The following is a 17,114-nucleotide window of genomic DNA, read 5'->3' on the forward strand; positions in this document are numbered from 1 at the left end:
ACGTTGAGCAAGACACAAGAACGCACGGCCACCGCGACGAGCATGCCGCCGCAGGCTCAGGTTGCCGGCCCGGTGACGCCCCCACGTGTGTCAGCGCGCCGGCGCCGTCCGGGCGTGATCGCCTTATCGCTGGCGCTGATCGCTGCTGGCGGCGCTGGGGTTGCGGTTCTGCTGCTGAAGGTCGGCCACAGAACCGAGGTGGTGACCGTGGTCCGCGACGTTCAAGTCGGTCAGGTGCTCACCGAGCAGGACCTGGGCGCGGCCTCCGTCGCGCTGGATCCGGCATTGAAGGCGGTTGAGGCCGGCGACCGGTATTCGGTGGTCGGCAAGCGGGCGGCGGTCGAACTCAAGTCCGGCTCGCTGCTCACTCCGTCCCAGGTGACCAAGGACAGCCTGGTCAAGACGGGTGAGCAACTGGTGCCGATCGGTCTGAAGCCGGAACAGGTACCGGCCACGGCTCTTGTGCCGGGGCAGAAGGTGCAGCTGGTTCGCGTTCCTGCCCAGGGCGCATCGAGCGCGGACACCGAGACGGACAAGTCCCCCAAGACGATCGCAGGGCGGGTGGTGAAGGCGTCGAAGGCAGCTCCCGGAACTGGCGTGGTGGTGGTCGACGTCGCGACCTCCGCTAGCGATGGCCCGGCTGCCGCGGCGTGGGTGTCGGCTGGCACGTTGCGTCTGGTTCTCGACGCTCCGGACGGCAGCTGATGAGTGTGATCGCCCTGGCTGGCTGCAGTGGCGCGCCGGGGGTGACTACCACGGCTCTGGCGCTGCTGCTGAATTGGCCGCTGCAGCCGGGCCGGAAGATGATTCTCGCCGAGTGTGACCCCGACGGCGGTGCCGTGCTGCACGGCTTGCTGCAGGGCACCCTCGGTGACCGCTATGGACTGCGGAACCTTTCCGTCGCCGCCAGGACAGGTGAGTTCAGCGACGCGTTCTGGCGGCAGCTGATTGACCTGAGCGGTGAGGACGGTACGAAGGCGTCACCACTTGACCGGCTGCTGCTGCCTGGGATCACGGATCCTGCGCAGGCGGCGAGCCTGAGCCCGGTCTGGAAGGCGCTCGCGACGATGTTCCGGGGCATAGATGCGCAGACCGACCACGATGTGCTGATCGACCTCGGCCGTTCGGGGGCGGTCGGCCCTTCCGGTGTTCTGGCCGAGCAGGCTGACCTCGTCGTGGTAGTGGTCCGCAACACGCTGCGCGGGCTACAGGCCGCGCAGTCGCGGGTGGGCGCGTTGGAGGAACGTATCGGCGATGTCGGGCTCTTGGTGATCGATGAGGGGTCCTACCCGGCCGGTGAGGTGCAGCGAGTGCTGCAGGTGCCGGTGGTAGCGACCCTGCCGTACGCGCAGGAGGACGCGCGGGTGCTGTCCGACGGCGCCGAGCAGCCTCGGCGTTTCGCCAGGTCGCCGCTGATGAAGGCGGCCCGCACGGGCAGCACGGTGCTGGTCCAGCGCGCTGCGCTGCGCCGTGCCCGCCTCGCCCCGGGTGTGGAGGTGAGCCATGCGCGGTAGACCTCTGCACCCCGACCCCAGCGTGAACCCGTTGCCGGGCCACCCTCTGGAGCAGCCGCAACAGGCGAACGGGGCGCCGGCCGGGGCGGCTGCGAGCGTCGAGGCTTTCGGGACGGCAGTGCCCCAGGTCACTGTCGACTACAAGGTTGCCCGGCACATCGCTGGCCAGGTCGCCCGGCAGCGCGAGGAGCTGCTGAAGGCCAGCCCGGATGTGGACCGGGCTACCGAAGAGCAGCAGTGCCTGCACTGGATCAACGAAGCGGTTGCACTGTGGTCGGACGCTCAGGGCGTCGAGCGCGGTGTGAGCCCCACGCCGCACGAGGATGACGGGCTGCGGCGTGCCGTGTACGACCTGCTGTACCGGGCTGGCAGGTTGCAGCCGTACCTGGACGATGAGCGGGTCGAGGACATCATCATCCAGGGACCGCACGAGGTGTGGCTCGACTATGGGGACGGCCAGCGGCGCATGGTCGGCCCGATCGCGGACTCTGAGGAAGAACTGCTGGAGCTGCTGCGGGAGTTGGCACGGGACTCCGGGCTCAGTGAGCGCACGATCTCCACGGCGAACCCGACGCTCGCCCTGTCCCTGCAGGATGGCTCCCGTCTGCAGGCCATCACCGGGCTGGGTCCGATGACCTATGCGGTCATCCGCCGACACCGGGTCTCCCACGCCGACCTGGACGAGTTGGTCCGGCTGGGCACGATCGACGAGGTCCTGCGGGAGTTCCTCGGCGCGTGCGTGCGCGCAGAGAAGAACATCATGATCGCGGGGAAGCAGAAAGCTGGAAAGACGACGCTGCTGCGAGCGATGCTCAAGGAATTCGACCCGGAGTGCCGGTTCGCCACCATCCAGACCGAGGACGAGCTTTTCGCGCACACCAACGGCTACCACCGCCAGGTCGTCTCCCTGGTGGGCCGCGAGTCCAACGGTGAGAAGGACGTCACCGGTCGCGGCGCCGGAGAGGTCACGCTGCTGGATCTGATGCATCCCGCACTGCGGATGTCGCTGGAGCGGATCGTGGTCGGCGAGGTCCGCGGCCCCGAAGTCGTCGCCATGATGCAGGCGCTGACGAATGGCTCGGGCGGCAACCTGTGCACCATCCACGCGCGTCGCCCGGACATCATCTTCGACCGGATCGCCGAGCTGTATGCGCTCGCCCAGGAGAATCTGTCCGAGCAGCTCGCGTACCGTCAGACCGCCAACGGCCTGGACTTCATCGTCTACGTCGACATGACGGACGAGACGCAGATCGGTGGCCGCCGCCACCGCTACGTCTCCCACGTCCTGGAGCTCACCGGGATCGGCGAGTCCGGCCGCCCCGCCACCAACGAAGTCTTCTCCCCCAGCACCGAGTTCGGTGAGCTGCGAGCAGTGCCTCGGATGGATCCGGGCTGCATCGACGATCTACGCAGGGTCGGCTTCGACTCCGCGCTGCTGCAGCAGCCCTATGGGGCCTGGACTGCGCCACTGCCCCTGAAAGTGGGGGTGAACCGGTGACCTTGCTTCTGGGCCTTCTGTCCGGCATGGCCATGGTCGGCGGACTGATCGGCGTCATCGTCGGGCTGGTCGGGACCACGGCGCCCCGCAGAGCTCCACTGCGGCAGCGGTGGCAGGCGTTATGCACAGGCCGGGACCAGGCCGAGGGCGTCATGCTGCGGCGGCGGGCGCTGGCTATCTCGGCACTCGTGGTCTTCCTCGCCGTGTGGCTGGTCTCGGGGAACTTCGTGGCCGGGGCACTGCTCGGCGCCGCGGTCGTCGGGGTGCCCTGGCTGGTCGCCCCGGCGCGTCTCGCGCAGGAGTGGATCGGTCAGCTGGAGGCGTTGAGTGAGTGGACGCAGCGCCTGGCCGGTCTACTGCGGCTGGGCATGGGCCTGGAACAGGCAATGATCACCAGTCGGAACGGGGCGCCGGACGCGCTCGCGCCCCAGATCGCTGGCCTGTCCGACCGGTTGCGGTTGGGCTGGCGGCCCGAGAAGGCCCTGCGGGCCTTCGCCGCCGAGCTGGATGACGTCACGGCGGACAAGGTGACGGCCGCTTTGATCCTGTCGGCGGGCGACCGCGGCCCGGGTCTGGCCCAGGCGCTGGAGGACCTGGCCGGCACGGTCCGTGAGGAAGTTGCACGCAAGCGGTCCATCGAGGCGGATCGCGCCAAGCCGCGTACCACCGTGCGGTGGATGACCTTCATCACCCTGGGTGTGATCGTCGGCGGATTCTTCGTCCCGTCCTACACCCGCCCTTACGGCACGCTGCTGGGCCAGCTGGTGCTCGCCTTCCTGACGGCAGGGTTCGTCGGCGTGCTGGCGATGATGCGGCAGTTGGGCAACTTCCGCCGTATCCCGCGCTTCCTGATCGCGGACACGCGCAGCAGCGTGCGGCTCCCCGCTCCGGTTCCCGCGGCCGGGCAGGACACGGCCGCGGTAGAGCGTGAGCTGGAAGGAGCCCGGTCGTGAATCTGATTCCTGCGCTCCTCACAGGCGGCACTGTCGGGGGCGGCGTCGCACTCCTGGTGCGTGAACTGCTGCGTCCCCAGCCCGCGTTGGCGGCAGCGCTCGCACGTAGCGCGCCGGCCAGTCTGAGCATGCCGGAGCCGGAACTCGACCGTGAGGAACGGTGGGGCAGGTGGCTGCTGGCCCGCATCGAGCGCATGCCCGGTGTGCGGCCCCCCACCAAAAATCTCGCCCTGCTCGGTCAGGGGCCGGGCCAGTTCATGCTGAAGAAGACCGCGCTGGCCGCGCTCGGCCTGCTGTGCCCGGTGCTGGTGACCATCCCGTGGATCATCGCCGGTGTCTCGCTGCCGTTCTACGTACCCGCCGTGGTGGGCTTCGCCATCGCCGGTCTGCTGTTCGTCACCCCTGACCTCGCCGTACGCGACCAGGCCAAGCGGGCGCGGGAGGAGTTCGCGCACGCCCTGTCCGCCTACATGGACCTGGTCGCGTTGAAGCGGGCCGCGGACGCCGGTCCAACGGAAGCGCTGGAAAAGGCCGCTGCGGTCGGCCGCGGCTGGCCTTTTCTGTATTTGCAGGGCGCGTTGCGCCGGGCCCGGCTGGAGAAGATCCCTCCCTATCAGGCTCTGACGGAACTCGCCGATACCTACGACCTGCCGGGCCTGGACGACGTCGCTGACATCATGCGCGGCTCGGCCACCGACGGCGCCGCCGTCTACAAGGCGCTACGGGCCCGCACCGCAGCGCTCAATGCCGAGCTGTTGTCCGATCAGGCCACCGAGGCAAACGCCGCCAGCCAAAAGATGACCGCGCCCGGAGCTCTGCTCGCCGTGCTCGTGATGCTCCTGATGGCGTTCCCCGCGGTGATCCGCATGCTCACCGTCTAAGACCGCCCGACACCGTTCAACGCATCTGAGAGGTAAGGACCATGAGGTACACCGCAGCCCGCACCCGCCGTGCTGTCTTCTGGCTGACCACGCGGTGGCGGGAACGCATGGAGGAGGCAACCCGCCGGCCGGACCGCGGCGACATCAGCCTCACCACCGTGATCATCTGGGTGGCCGCTGTCACCGGTGCTCTGGTGATCGCCGGAACTATCGCCGCGGTGATCGCCAGGTACAACGGGACCCTGAACGGCATCTGATGCTGGGCGGCGAGCAGCTTCAGACCTGGTGGCGCGGCCGGCGATGGAGTGACGACCGCGGAGACGCCTCCATCCAGATGGCGATCATCTTCCCGTTCGTTCTGCTGGCCACCATCGCCGTCATTCAGGTGTCCATGTGGTACTACGCGCGGTCAATCGCCCTGACCGCCGCCCGCGAAGGCCTGGCTGAGGCCCGCGCCTACCAGGCCTCCCCCGCCGACGGCACAGCCAAAGCACAGGATGTACTTCAGCGTTCGGCGGGCGACAGCCTGCTCAACTACAGCGTCTCCAGCGCCGGCAGCACCGCCGAGCGGGTGCGGCTGACGGTGACGGGCACGGCCCAGTCGATGATCCCGGGTGTGGCCGGTCTGCAGGTCAGTCAGTCGGCAGCCGGTGCCGTGGAGCGCTGGACGCTCCCAGGGGGGTGAATCCGTTGAGCAGCAGGGCTCGTTGGGCTCGCCGGGCGCGCAGCGATGACGGCAGTGTGGCGATCGAGGCCGCCATCATCGTCCCGCCGCTGATCATGTTCCTGTGTATGGCGATCGCGGGCGGCCGGCTCGTCATGTCCGGAGCGAAGATCGATGCCGCAGCTGAGGACGCCGCCCGTGAGGCGTCCATCCACCGCACGGTCGCCTCCGCCCAGGATGCCGCCCGCGCGGCAGCGACTGAGTCGCTGGACGACCAGGGCATCAGGTGCGCGAGCGCCGACGTCACCATCAACACGAGCGGGCTGAACGTTGCCGTGGGCCAGATGGGCACCGTCACCGTGACCGTGCACTGCACGGTCAGCCTGTCGGACCTGCTGCTGCCGGGTGTGCCGGGAGCTCGCACGCTCACATCGTCAGCGACCTCGGTCGTGGATCAGTACCGGCAGAGAGCTCTCGGGTTCGCGAATCCTGAAGTGCCGTGGACCGCGAACCGAAGCGCAGGTGCTGCGCAGTGAGCGCGCGACGGCACCTGGGCTCACGCGCCGCGCGTCGAGCGTGCTCGAGCTCTTGTCTGGCAGACGGCCCGTGCCGTGCGCCACACGCTCTCGAACTCTCCGATGGTGAGGTCCCGCGGATCAGGGATGTCCCACTCATGGACGGGAACCTCGGCGGTGGCGCCGAAGGTCGCTTCGTAGTCCGCGAGAGTTCCGGCCTGTTGGGCGGCATTCCACTCGGTCAACGAGGCCGCGGCGATGGGCCTTTCGAGCGGACCTTGGAGCTCGACCTGACGGGTGGCCCAGCCGTCGTCGTCGACCTCGAAGTAGAACCAGATGTTTTCTTCGGCCCAGTGGCTGCGAAACCAGCGCGTCATGACGTCATTGTCCGTGAACGCGCTGGGTCACGCCGACGGGAAAGCATCATTGAAGCCCGGGCGGCCGCTGCCGAACCTACGGCTTCTCCGACATGGGAGGGCTGATGAGCGTTCATCGGCTGGGCGAGCGGGCCCGGTTCGACGACCGCGGCGGCGTCACGGTGTTCGTCGCGGTGTGCATGGTCGCGCTGATCGGCATCATCGGCGTCGCGGTCGACGGCGGCAGCAAGATGCGCGCGGTGGAACGCGCCGATTTCATCGCCGGGGAAGCCGCCCGGGCAGGCGGACAGGCCATCGATCCCGCCAAGGCGATCAGTGGTGAAGCCGTGGTCGTGGATCCGCAGGACGCGGTCGCCGCCGCGCGCTCCTACCTCAGCTCGGTCGGCGCCACGGGCACCGTCAGCGTCTTAGGGGACGGCAAGACGCTCACCGTGACCGTCAACGACGCCTACGACACCAAGTTCCTGTCCGTCGTCGGGATCGGCTCGCTCACAGTGGCCGGCCACGGCGAGGCCACCCTCCTGTACGGCGTCACCGCTCCAGAAGGAAGCTGATGCGCACCACCCACTCCCCCGCCGCCACAGCAGGCCGTACCCTGGGCCGAGCCGTCAGGGCCGGCTTAAGCCTGCTTGTCCTGGCCGGCGCGGTCGCCGGGCTCCCGCTGCTGCTGGCGTGGGCCACACCGGCCATCTGGGCATCCAGCCACGACGACCTCACACACCTGCTGGACCGCCAGGACACCGGGGCTGCGTTCCTGCTCCTGCTCGTCGCGGTGGGCTGGATCGGGTGGGCACAGTTCACGTTCTGCGCCGTACGCGAACTGGTCGCGCAGCTGCGCGGCCGGGTCTGGCGTGCCCCTCGCGGACTGGGCAGCTCACAGCGCGCCGCTGCGCTCCTGATCGGCAGCATCCTGGTCCTGCTACCCACGAGCTCGGCCCTCGCCTCCGACGCCCAGGCAGCTCCCGCCGCCGCCTCGGCCCGCCTGCCCGGCCAGAGCCACGCCCCGCAGGCGGCCGAGGCCGACCACGACGCGACGCGCGCGGGCACGACGCACCGTGCATACACGGTGCGCGAGACGCGGCCGGCGGAAAGCCTGTGGGCCATCGCCGAGCGGCAGTTGGGGGACGGCGAGCGATGGCGGGAGATCGCCGACCTGAACGAGGGCAGGACCATGGTCGACGGCGAGGTCTTCCGCGCGAACAGTTTTCTGCAGCCGGGCTGGCAGTTGCAGATGCCTGATGCCGGGGATGCCGCGGGAGGCCTCCGTACGCAACTGGGTGCTGGCGCCCCGCCTGTCGGTGCCGAGAAGAGCGAGCACGTCGTCACGGTCCAGTCCGGCGACTACCTGTCGAAGATCGCCGAGGAGGAGCTCGGCGACGGCAACGACTGGCCTCGGCTATTCAATGCCAGCCGGGGCAAGCCGCAGCCGGACGGCCTGCCCGCTATCACCGACCCGGACCTGATCCGCCCCGGGCAGCAGGTCACTGTGCCCGGCACCCAGCCCGAACAGCCGCCCCAGAATCGCGAGTCGGGAAGCACGGAGACCACTCCCCCGGCCGGCCAGAAGCCCGACAGCGAGCAGAACCCGGGCGGGGGCACGGGGGATGAGCAAGCGCCCGCGCCGAGCCATACCGCAACACCTGCCCCCGAGGCCTCGGCCCCCAGCGCATCGGCAAGCCACACTGCCGGGCAGGATCAGGCCTCTCCGTCCGCATCGGCCTCTGCAGCACCCGGGCCCACCGCCTCGGCCTCCGCCGTCTCGCCGTCGGCTGAATCATCTGGCTCCGCTGCCGCGTCATCCGCCCCTACGGCGTCCGACGCCCCGGCGACGGCTCCGGCCGGCAGCCCGCTGAACTTGCGCACTGTTCTCGGCGCCGGGGCGCTGCTGGCCGCCGCCGTCACCGGTGCCCTCGCCCTGCGCCGGACGCTGCAACGCCGCCGCCGCAAACCCGGCGAGACGATCGCCATCGCGCCGGAGACATCCACGGCGGAAGCCCAGTTGGCGGCGGCCGCCGAGCCCGGCGGAGCTGCCCGCTTGGACCGTGCACTGCGCACTCTCGCCCACCAGCCCGCTCGCCCAGAAAGCCTCGGCGGTCTGCCGTCGCTGCGGGCCGCACGGATCGGGGCCCGCGCGCTGGAGGTGCTGCCCGAGGACCTCTCCCAGGAGCCGTCGGCACCCTTCGTACCCGGGAAGGGCGGTTGGTGGGTCCTGCCCTCTGATGCCGTCCTCCTGGACGAGGAAGCCGCCCGCGAGGTGCCGGCACCGTATCCCGGGCTGGTCACGATCGGCAGCACCGCGGCGGGGGACCTTCTGCTGCTCAACCTGGCGCAAGTGCCTGCGCTGCTGCTGGACGGCAACCCGGTCCACATCACCGAACTGTGCACCTCCCTCGCCCTGGAGCTCGCGATGAGCCCGTGGGCGAACGAGGTCGAGGTCGTCACGATCGGATTCGGTGACGACTTGCCGCAGTTGCTGCCCACCGCGCGGATCGCCCACATGCGGCAGGCCGAGCACGCGCTGCGCGATCTGTCCGAACGGCTGCTGGAAACACACCAGATGCCCGAGACTCAGCGTCACCCGTACCTGCTGCTGTGCGCGGCCTCGCTGGACGCCGACACAGCCTGGCAGTTCGCCGATGTCATCAGCAGGTCCGGTACGGTGCCCGTCACGCTGGTCGCCCCGGCGAGTTCGGCGGCCCCGCACTTCCCCGAGGCGGAACTCCTCAACGCGTCCGTCGGCGAGCCGCAGCACCTCGACCACGCCGGCATCGACATCACCGTGCAGCGCCTGGAGCACGCCGCCTACCTGCAGATCACCACCGCACTGACGTTGTCCGGGCAGCCAGCCCACCCGGCCGAGGGCCACTGGCAGGACGTCCCGGACGAGCCCGACAGGACTGCGCAGCCGCAACCGCCCGCACCAAAGGACCTCATCGCGCCGACGAGCCCTTCGTTTGCAACGGCACCGGACGGGCGCAGCGAGGCGTTCCCTGCTCTGGTCGCCGCCACCACGGATCCGTCCGGGCTGCGTCTCCTGCCTACCGCCGTCGTGCCGACGCAGGGCCACGACGAGCCCGGCCCAGACACCGAAGCAGCAGTCGCGGCGCCCCCGCAGTCCACTGGCGGTGAAGAGGTCGCGGCGGCGAACGACACCGAGGACCTGGTCCAGGACCACGAGGGGGTGGAGAAGTCCGAGGCGCATGCCCTGCAGGCGCCGGAGATCCGAGTCCTGGGTCCGGTCGAGGTGACCGGCGTGGACAGCACCGGCCACGGCCCGCGGATGGCGCAGCTCGCCGCCCTGCTGCTGTTCCGGCCCGGGCGCAGCGCCGACGTGCTGTGCTTCGACATGGATCCCGTCAATCCCTGGTCGGTGAGCACCCTCAACGCCCGGGTAGGGGGCCTGCGGCGCTGTCTGGGCAGCGATCCCACCGGCAATCCCTACGTGCCCCGCCGCAGCTCCGGCGAAGATCCCTACCGGCTCTCCCCCGGCGTGCGCTGCGACTGGATCCGTTTCCTGCAACTCGTCGAACACGCCCTGCCGCTAGGCCCCACCGGCCTACCTGACCTGGAGAAGGCCCTCGGCCTGGTGCGCGGCCGGCCGTTCGGAGGCAAGCCCCTGCCCTGGGCCGAACCCCACCAGCAGGAAATGATCACGCGGATCATCGACGTCGCCCACACTGTGGCCGCGTACCGCACGCCCGCGGGTCCGCACCACGACCTCAGCGCGGCCCGACAGGCCGTCGCGACGGGTCTCGACGTCGACAACAGCGCAGAGCTGTTGTATCGGGACTGGCTCCGGATCGAGCATTCGGCCGGGAACCGGCAGGGCCTGCATACCGCCATCACCCGCGTGCAACAGGTCAACCACGCGCTGGACTGCTCCCTGGAGTCTGAGACATTCCAACTGATCAACGAGCTCCTCAATAAGCCACCGGCAGGCGCGCTCCCCACGCGGTGAGGCGGCCTCCCGCTACAAGCAGGGCCAGCACGGCCGTTCAATACGCGCTTAGCTCGGGATGCCCCGGTTCAAGTCGAAGCGCAAGGCGTGCCTTGCGTGCCGGTTCACCACCGGTACGCTCCGTGTCGAGTCGGACGGCCGGCATGTCACGCTGCCCTGGCTGGGCACCATCCGCACCCGCGAACGCACCGCCGAACTCCTCGGCCGCGTGCAGGCAGGAAAGGCCCGGGTCCTGTCCGCGGCCGTGCGGCACGAGCGTGGACGAGGACAACGCCAGCGCAACCGCGTCCCGCTTGAACTCGGCTGTGCACCGCTTGCTCGTATATCTCTTGCTGCTCACTACCTGTGACGAGGACGGGAGCAGTCGCACAGCGCTCCGTGTCCGTCCGTTCGCCGTAGTTATACGAGAACAGGGCCATGCCGGCCGCGAGATGACCGGCGAGGCGCTCGTATCCGGTGTCGGCCGACGGATCAGCCACAACGCCCTCCACCCGTCTGGCGACAAGAACTTACGGCCGACAAGGATGCTGTCGGCCTGGTCTCAACGATCAACAGCGCAGGTCGTGGTGTCGGCGGCGGCTGTCCCTTCCGCCTGGAGATGTCGGTGTGCCCACCAGCCCGGCCGGGCTGGCACGATGCGTGTATGACGTTGCCGACTCCCTGCCCTGCTGATCTGATCCCGGAGGCCACCGGTCTGGACGCCTATACCGCGGTCTATCAGCAGGCTAAGCGGCAGCGTGCGGTGTTCGTTGCTGTGGAGTGTCAGGCACAGTTTTGGACGGTGAAGGTCGACACGCTCACCGCGGGCCCGTCGTACGCCGTCGACGACACGGTGATCGAGACTCTTCGTGCCGCCGTCGCCCATCTGGTGCGCTCCCGCGAGATCCGTCCGGACTCGCATGAGAGCGTTGGCTACGTTGCGCTGTTCGACATCGGCAGCGAATCCAGGGCTCGTGAACTTGCGGCGGCGCTGCATGCCTCCCTGTATGGAGACCTCACACTACTGAGCCGCGCGGTTCCAGAAATCTCCTGACCCCAAGCTGCTGACATCCCGCGAGGGCCGTGCCTACCTGCTAAGACGCGGTATCAGACGATCCCGCCTCCAGGCGGACCGGGGCTGCAACGGGCAGCACCTCGGCGACGGACGGTAGTGGTGAGGGGGTGTTGGACGACTCTCTGTCACCCCCGCCCCGCCAGTCACGCAAGCGGCTTGACACGATCATTGAGATTCTCCTTGATCATCGGATCCGCCGTTGATTAGACACTCCCCCGCCGACGGTCGGAGCGAGGGCCACGCCGTCTGCTCCTCGAGGGCAAAGGCGACTTCCAGAAGAACGCGTTCGTCGCCGTGCGCGGCAGCCAAGTGGACACCTATCGGTACGCCCTCTTCGGCCATGCCCATGGGGAGCGAGAGGGCCGGTGTGCCCGCGATGTTCTGCAGGGGGGTGAAGGCGATGTACTGCTGGAGCCGGTTGAGGAGCTCGTCGTAGGGGACCTCAGGGCCAATGTGGCCGAGTGGCGGGGGCACGTGTGCGAGGACGGGGGAGACGATCAGCTCATGACGGTCGAAAGCCCGGGCATAGATGTAGGCGGCGCGGCGCAACCGCCTCACCGCTCCCGGCACCTTGACCCATCCTCCTCGGGTGAACTGCCTGCGGAGTCCCTTGGTCAGCCCGTCGAGGAGCGTGGTGTCGAAGGAGCGGTCGAACATGAACCTTCCCGCACCTCCGATCACCCCCGCTAGGAGGGTCCAGTAGGTGATGAAGTCTGTGCCGAAATCGTCTGCTGCAGGCATCGAGATGGGTTCGACGACGTGCCCCTGGGCTTCAAGCAGCCGGGCCGTGTGTTCCACTGCGTTCCTAGTCTGCTCGTCGACGACGGCGTCGGTGACCGAGGTCAGGAGCAGGCCGACGCGCAGGCGCCTTCGGGCCGGGCCCTCCACCAGCCCGATCGGCGCGAGGCGGGGATTGCGCCAGTATCCCTCAGCCGCAGCGATGTAGGCGGCGGTGTCGCGGACTGTGCGCGTCAGGACCCCTTCGGAGACGATGTTGATCGGCATGGTGCGGGCCAGCTCTCCGTCGCGATGCCGGCCTCGGGAAGGCTTGAGACCGATCAGGCCGGCGGCCGCGGCGGGAATGCGGATGGATCCGCCACCGTCGTTGGCGTGCGCGATCGGCAGGGCGCCCGTGGCCACCAGCGCGGCTGCCCCGCCGGACGAGGCGCCGATGGAGCGGGTCGTGTTCCAGGGGTTGCGGATGGGAGGTGCGCTGCGGAATTCGCTCGTGGCATTGAACCCGAACTCCGGTGTGCGGCTCTTGCCCAGGACTGTAAGACCGGTTCCCATCAGCTGTTGGGCGTAGCGGCCGGTCCGGGCGGCGGGCTTGGCGTGAAAGGCGTCGGTCCCGTAGTTGGTCGGCATGCCGTCGACATCGGTGTTGTCCTTCACCAGTGTCGGTACGCCGTAGAGGGGAGCCTCGGTATTGCTGGAGCGTCGGGGTGTCGCGTAGGCCGTGTAGGCGGTGGCGGCCAGGAACGGGTCGACGTGCTGGATCCGTGCTATCGCTGCGGCCTCGACCTCCTGCACGCTGAGCTCCCCGCTGCGGATGAGGGCGGCGAGGGCAACGGCGTCGTGGTCGGCCAGGGCGTCGTCGGTGAAGGCGTGGACGCGGGTCGGCTTGTTCATGGCGTCACGCTAGGAGCAAGCCGACAAGAAGTCTAGAACTTCTTACAGACTTTAAGATGGCTCCATGAAGCGACGCCATGGTGAGAACGCGCAGCGACGACGGGCCGCCTTGATGCAGGCGGCCGTCGAAGTGACTGCAGAAAAGGGGATGGCGGGCGTCACCCACCGGGCGGTGACGGAACGGGCCGGGCTGCCGCTGGCGACCGTCGGCTACTTCTTCGAGTCGATCGACGATCTGGCAGTCGAGGCGCTCCGGACGAGGGTCGCCGCCGACGCGGAGAGCATGGGCGTCCTCGCCGAGAAGCTGAAACAGCAGGACAGCAGCCCTGATGAGGTGGCGGCCGCGTTCGCGGCGGCCGCAGGCGCTCTGCCCCGTGTCGAAGCCATGGCCTTCATCGAAGCATTCCTGCACGCCGCCCGCGCTCCCGAACTTCGGCAGGTCGTGGTCGAGGCGGTCGACATGGGGCGTGGCGTCGCGGCCGCGGCCGCGGCCAGTCTGGGTGACGACAACGCTGACACCGGGGCCTTCCTGGCCCTGATCCACGGCTACATGCTGCACAGCCTCGCGGCGCCGGACCGGGTGGACCTGGACGCGCTGTTGCGAGGCGTCCGTGCTCTCTTCCTCGGCGGACTTTTGGATGCCGGGAAGGTCGAACTCGCGCTTGAGCTGGCGGGACGGTCGGCCCGTCCCTGAGTGGGCGTTCAGAGGTGGTCTGTGGCGTAAAGTGCGCTTCGCGCGCGTCAGTCTTGAGGCGTTTGCCTTCTCCGCCCTGACCCTCAACTACCCCTACGGTCACGACTCCACGATACGAGGGCAGACCCAACGGCCGTCGTCGGCGAGCGTGAACCGGTGCCGCAGACAGCGGTCCACGTCCTCGACGGGGGTCGGGTCGGCCCGCCACGCCTCAAGCGGCCTACGCCCTTCAAGGGCCTGCGAGGAGTGCTCGGTGTTCCACCACGTGATCCACTCCAGCAGCAGACGGACGAACTCGGCGAACGGCAGCGCAGTCGCCTCGTCCACGCGGCCGGGGCGGGCGCCGGGGCGCAGCCTCAACGCATCCGCTCCGCGCACCGGTTCAGATTCTCGATCGACCCCTTCAAATCCGGCCGGTAGGCGGGCAGGTCCTGCACCGGCACCGCGAAATACCCCAACGCATCGGAGACCGTCGCGGAGAGGAAGTCGGCGCCGCGGACGATACGCACCAGCGAGGGCAGGCCACCGACGGGCCCGTACGGGCCCGTCGGGCTCCTCATCCCTTACCAGCGCGATCCGCAACGCGGCCCGGCCAGGATCGCGTCCCTCGAGGGCTGATGCGGCGTGATCGCCGCACCCGGAATCACCTCGGTCGCACAGTCGATGAACCATGTCACCCACGGGAACACCAACTCGCCGTCCAGCAACACCTCGACCGACACATGCTTATGATCCGCCTCCCGGCAGGCATTCCGCCACAGCCTCGGCCGCCACAGATGCACATCGTGACGCCGCCGGGCCGGCTCCCCGACCGCAAGCGCCGCACGCTGCCCGGGGTTGAGGTCGAGGCGGATCGCCCGATGCAGCGTCGCCAACGACGGCACATCGGGCACCTGATTGCCCTCGGCGCGCGCCCGCGCAGCCTCGGCCACCAGATCCCGGTGCACCGCGGCCGCGTTCCCGCACCACGCCACCAGACGCCCATGCAAGTCATCAGTGATACGGAAACGCTCCCGCTGAACCGGACCCGTACGCCCCCACACCGTCCGGAATGACACCCCCCGCCGACGACGCGACCAGCCGCACATGCTCTGTCGTCAGCTCCCCGCGCCCGTCCGGTGCCAGCAACCGGGACACCGCCTACTCACGACCCAGCCGCCGCTCCCCCACCACAAAGGACATCTCCGCCCGGGAAACCGCACCGCTGGAGCCAAGCGCTTCCACCCCGCCCATAGAGCACCCCCCTGACACCGACGCCGCGCACGCGGCGCACACCAGGCACGATCCTCGTCAACACGCAGACACAGTCCGGAAGTTCACACGATCCGACACAGATACGTGATTTAGGGAAATAGCAACCCGCCGGGCGGGAACCTGCGGGGCGAACCCGAGCCGGTGCATCAACCGGGTGGCGCGGCGCCCGAGACGCTGCAGGAGACGTGGAACTTCCTGCCGATCAGCGGGTGGCCACCCTCGATGCGGTCCACACCTGGTCCTCGACCCAGCCATGCGCGGCCGGCCCCTCCTCCAGATACACAGCCAGCTTGTCCAGACACCGCGGGGACAGACGGCACCGTGACCCGCTCGGCCCCCGGGAAGCCAGCGCCTGAACACCACCGTCCCGCCGCAACTGATGCCACTGATAAACCGACTTCACGCTCACCCGCAGCCGCCGAGTGACTTCCGACGGCTTGATCTGCTGCTCGAGCAGTACAGCTGCCTGCATCCGTAACGACTCCCGACGCTGAGGCCCCCTCGGAGTCAGCCCGCCGCCATCCGCATATCTCATCCCACCACGGATACAGTCACCCACTCACACCCATCAGGGACTTCGCGACGATTCACCCCACCGAGCTGAAGTCAGTAACACCACGCCGCGGACACCTACGGCGCAGCGCGTTGGCTGTTCCTGCCCGAACTTAAGGCACCAGCAACGAATGGTCTCGTTGGAGACGGCCAGTCCGCGTTCGAGTAGGTGCTCGTCGACCTCACGGAAGCTGAGCGAAAGCGGAAGTACGCCATACACAGTGAGACTATGGCCGGTAACCGGTGGTTCGCGTAGATCCTCATACTCGGCCCGACAGTGTGACAGGGCTCAGCGCCCCCACCACTGCCCAATGGGGCGGTCCCGCTGCCCGTAGGTTCACAGTGACCTTGGATCTGCCGTCAGCGTCCATGGCAACCTGTCATCCTGGCGTCAACCCCCGTTACGTAGCGGCACTTTGGCCACAAGCCCCCCCACCCGCTGCCCCGGCCGCGTACAGGAATTCAGGCGGGGCGTGTCCACCCACAGCCACTCAATTGGCGCCGTCGTCGGAACGTGCGGGGCGGGGCAGTGCCCTGGTGCTCAGTGGGGAATCGACTAGGAAGAGACCGTCCATGACACATCGCAAGGCCCGGCTGATCGCGCTCACGACAGCCACTCTTTCCTTTGGCGCCGTGGCTGCCGGGACCGCCTCCGCCGAGACTCCCACGTTCTGTGGGGACATGTACGTCTGCTTGGAGAACGGCACCGTCTTCGGTGGCCCGGAGGAGACTTACCCGGAGACCCCGAGCGAGACCCAGATCACTGCACAACAGATAGTCGAGGACTGTGCGGTCGACAGGCAGGCCGACGCGCCTGGGGTGTCGTGCGGCTTCTACCCATACGGCGAGCCCGAGGTCGTGGGGTTCGGGAAATGGGAGCCGCTGACCTCCGACTACACCAATTGTTACGGCGGAGGCGGTGACCTCAACAACATCGAATGGAGTGACCACAACGAATACACCACGTCCAACAGTGTGACAGTCGGTGCCAGTGTCGAGATCGGGCTCAGCGAGCTGGTCCAGGTCTCGATCGATACAAACTTCCAGCACACCTGGGGTTCGTCGACCGGTACGACGCAGAGCTTCACCGCGTTCGTCCCCAAGGGCTACAAGGCACATCTGCAGCACCGTTACCAACGTCAGCAAGTCACTGGCGTGCTGTGGATCGACTACGAGCACACTGGCACCGGACCCATGGAGGGCCACGGCCACCATTACTGGGCCATTACAGACTTCACGGCGACCTCCCCGGTAAAGGGATCCTCCGACGCGACGGTTAAGGATCAGGTGTCCCTCGCCAAGCCCCGGCCAGTGCAGGCGGGAGACTGCACCGACTGATTCCGTGACGCGGTCCTGAGGTGGGCCAGTCGTTCAAGAGCTGGCCCACCCACCCGGTCGTGAGCCTCGATCACACAAGGCAGCGGGGTATTTCCTGTCGCACGTCGTCGAGCACCTCATCCGCGTCCCACTCGATCCGGTTCAGCATCCGGTGGATACGGTCCGGACCCTCGTGGCCGGCTTCCTCCGCCAGCGTCCAGCTGTTCTTCCGGGTCTGGTCCGAAAATGAAAGC

The 17,114-nt window shown here is 68.5% G+C and carries 20 protein-coding genes and 1 pseudogene; 14 read left to right on the forward strand and 7 right to left on the reverse strand.

Annotated elements, in window-relative coordinates; translation table 11 throughout:
• The first annotated feature begins 3 nt into the window (after nucleotides 1–3).
• From OG331_RS01720 to OG331_RS01755, 8 genes are read left to right on the forward strand one after another with little or no spacing between them, the layout of a single operon-like run.
• On the forward strand, nucleotides 4–705 hold the full coding sequence (locus OG331_RS01720; RefSeq protein ID WP_406190960.1) for an SAF domain-containing protein: 702 nt from the start codon (nucleotides 4–6) through the stop codon (nucleotides 703–705).
• Complete coding sequence (locus OG331_RS01725; RefSeq protein ID WP_406190962.1) at nucleotides 705–1,514, forward strand: hypothetical protein; 810 nt, start codon at nucleotides 705–707, stop codon at nucleotides 1,512–1,514. Before OG331_RS01720 ends, OG331_RS01725 begins: the two co-directional genes overlap by 1 nt.
• Entirely contained in the window at nucleotides 1,504–3,012 is a 1,509-nt protein-coding gene (locus tag OG331_RS01730; protein ID WP_406190964.1) for a CpaF family protein, read from the forward strand. The genes OG331_RS01725 and OG331_RS01730 overlap by 11 nt, the downstream gene beginning before the upstream one ends.
• On the forward strand, nucleotides 3,009–3,965 hold the full coding sequence (locus tag OG331_RS01735) for a type II secretion system F family protein (protein WP_406190966.1): 957 nt from the start codon (nucleotides 3,009–3,011) through the stop codon (nucleotides 3,963–3,965). Before OG331_RS01730 ends, OG331_RS01735 begins: the two co-directional genes overlap by 4 nt.
• Nucleotides 3,962–4,846, forward strand: coding sequence for a type II secretion system F family protein (locus OG331_RS01740; protein ID WP_406190968.1), 885 nt, complete (start codon nucleotides 3,962–3,964; stop codon nucleotides 4,844–4,846). Before OG331_RS01735 ends, OG331_RS01740 begins: the two co-directional genes overlap by 4 nt.
• Before the next feature lie 41 nt (nucleotides 4,847–4,887).
• Nucleotides 4,888–5,103, forward strand: a complete 216-nt coding sequence (locus OG331_RS01745; RefSeq protein WP_369275996.1) for a hypothetical protein — start codon at nucleotides 4,888–4,890, stop codon at nucleotides 5,101–5,103.
• Nucleotides 5,103–5,531, forward strand: coding sequence for a TadE family protein (locus OG331_RS01750; protein ID WP_406190971.1), 429 nt, complete (start codon nucleotides 5,103–5,105; stop codon nucleotides 5,529–5,531). The genes OG331_RS01745 and OG331_RS01750 overlap by 1 nt, the downstream gene beginning before the upstream one ends.
• A 56-nt stretch (nucleotides 5,532–5,587) precedes the next feature.
• Nucleotides 5,588–6,046 carry a TadE/TadG family type IV pilus assembly protein gene (locus OG331_RS01755; RefSeq protein WP_406190973.1) on the forward strand — a complete coding sequence of 153 codons (459 nt, stop codon included), beginning with the start codon at nucleotides 5,588–5,590 and terminating at the stop codon, nucleotides 6,044–6,046.
• 20 nt (nucleotides 6,047–6,066) lie between these two features.
• On the opposite strand, the gene OG331_RS01760 is transcribed toward OG331_RS01755, so the two are convergent.
• Nucleotides 6,067–6,402 carry a hypothetical protein gene (locus OG331_RS01760; protein ID WP_406190975.1) on the reverse strand — a complete coding sequence of 112 codons (336 nt, stop codon included), beginning with the start codon at nucleotides 6,400–6,402 and terminating at the stop codon, nucleotides 6,067–6,069.
• A 104-nt stretch (nucleotides 6,403–6,506) separates the two neighbouring features.
• Between OG331_RS01760 and OG331_RS01765 the strand changes: the two genes are divergently transcribed.
• The 4 genes from OG331_RS01765 to OG331_RS01780 all read left to right on the forward strand — a co-directional run bounded on the left by OG331_RS01765 (nucleotide 6,507) and on the right by OG331_RS01780 (nucleotide 11,393).
• Entirely contained in the window at nucleotides 6,507–6,956 is a 450-nt protein-coding gene (locus OG331_RS01765) for a TadE/TadG family type IV pilus assembly protein (RefSeq protein WP_406190977.1), read from the forward strand.
• Complete coding sequence (locus OG331_RS01770; protein WP_406190979.1) at nucleotides 6,956–10,360, forward strand: hypothetical protein; 3,405 nt, start codon at nucleotides 6,956–6,958, stop codon at nucleotides 10,358–10,360. Before OG331_RS01765 ends, OG331_RS01770 begins: the two co-directional genes overlap by 1 nt.
• A gap of 58 nt (nucleotides 10,361–10,418) precedes the next feature.
• Entirely contained in the window at nucleotides 10,419–10,709 is a 291-nt protein-coding gene (locus OG331_RS01775) for a hypothetical protein (RefSeq protein ID WP_406190980.1), read from the forward strand.
• 294 nt (nucleotides 10,710–11,003) lie between these two features.
• Nucleotides 11,004–11,393 carry a hypothetical protein gene (locus OG331_RS01780; protein ID WP_406190982.1) on the forward strand — a complete coding sequence of 130 codons (390 nt, stop codon included), beginning with the start codon at nucleotides 11,004–11,006 and terminating at the stop codon, nucleotides 11,391–11,393.
• A 186-nt stretch (nucleotides 11,394–11,579) separates the two neighbouring features.
• On the opposite strand, the gene OG331_RS01785 is transcribed toward OG331_RS01780, so the two are convergent.
• Nucleotides 11,580–13,043, reverse strand: coding sequence for an amidase (locus OG331_RS01785; RefSeq protein WP_406190984.1), 1,464 nt, complete (start codon nucleotides 13,041–13,043; stop codon nucleotides 11,580–11,582).
• Nucleotides 13,044–13,107: 64 nt separating this feature from the next.
• On the opposite strand from OG331_RS01785, the gene OG331_RS01790 reads away from it, so the two are divergent.
• On the forward strand, nucleotides 13,108–13,737 hold the full coding sequence (locus tag OG331_RS01790; protein WP_406190986.1) for a TetR/AcrR family transcriptional regulator: 630 nt from the start codon (nucleotides 13,108–13,110) through the stop codon (nucleotides 13,735–13,737).
• Between the two features lie 99 nt (nucleotides 13,738–13,836).
• Here the strand turns inward: OG331_RS01790 and OG331_RS01795 are convergent, their stop codons facing one another.
• The 4 genes from OG331_RS01795 to OG331_RS01810 form a co-directional block, all read right to left on the reverse strand.
• The gene (locus OG331_RS01795; RefSeq protein WP_406190988.1) at nucleotides 13,837–14,115 is read right to left on the reverse strand and encodes a hypothetical protein; all 279 of its coding nucleotides are present in this window, start codon (nucleotides 14,113–14,115) and stop codon (nucleotides 13,837–13,839) included.
• Entirely contained in the window at nucleotides 14,094–14,297 is a 204-nt protein-coding gene (locus OG331_RS01800) for a hypothetical protein (protein ID WP_406190990.1), read from the reverse strand. The genes OG331_RS01795 and OG331_RS01800 overlap by 22 nt, the downstream gene beginning before the upstream one ends.
• Nucleotides 14,298–14,300: 3 nt before the next feature.
• Entirely contained in the window at nucleotides 14,301–14,684 is a 384-nt protein-coding gene (locus OG331_RS01805) for a hypothetical protein (protein ID WP_406190992.1), read from the reverse strand.
• 509 nt (nucleotides 14,685–15,193) lie between these two features.
• The gene (locus OG331_RS01810) at nucleotides 15,194–15,526 is read right to left on the reverse strand and encodes a helix-turn-helix domain-containing protein (RefSeq protein WP_406190994.1); all 333 of its coding nucleotides are present in this window, start codon (nucleotides 15,524–15,526) and stop codon (nucleotides 15,194–15,196) included.
• Nucleotides 15,527–16,116: 590 nt separating this feature from the next.
• Here OG331_RS01810 and OG331_RS01815 point away from each other — a divergent pair.
• Nucleotides 16,117–16,881: a hypothetical protein gene (locus tag OG331_RS01815; protein ID WP_406190996.1), complete on the forward strand. Its 765-nt coding sequence runs from the start codon at nucleotides 16,117–16,119 to the stop codon at nucleotides 16,879–16,881.
• Between the two features lie 88 nt (nucleotides 16,882–16,969).
• Here the strand turns inward: OG331_RS01815 and OG331_RS01820 are convergent.
• Nucleotides 16,970–17,092 (reverse strand): annotated as a pseudogene (locus tag OG331_RS01820) (IS701 family transposase); the annotation flags it as partial.
• Nucleotides 17,093–17,114: the final 22 nt, after the last annotated feature.

The sequence above is a fragment of the Streptomyces sp. NBC_01017 genome (genome assembly GCF_045162795.1).
Taxonomy (GTDB): Bacteria; Actinomycetota; Actinomycetes; order Streptomycetales; family Streptomycetaceae; genus Streptomyces; species Streptomyces machairae.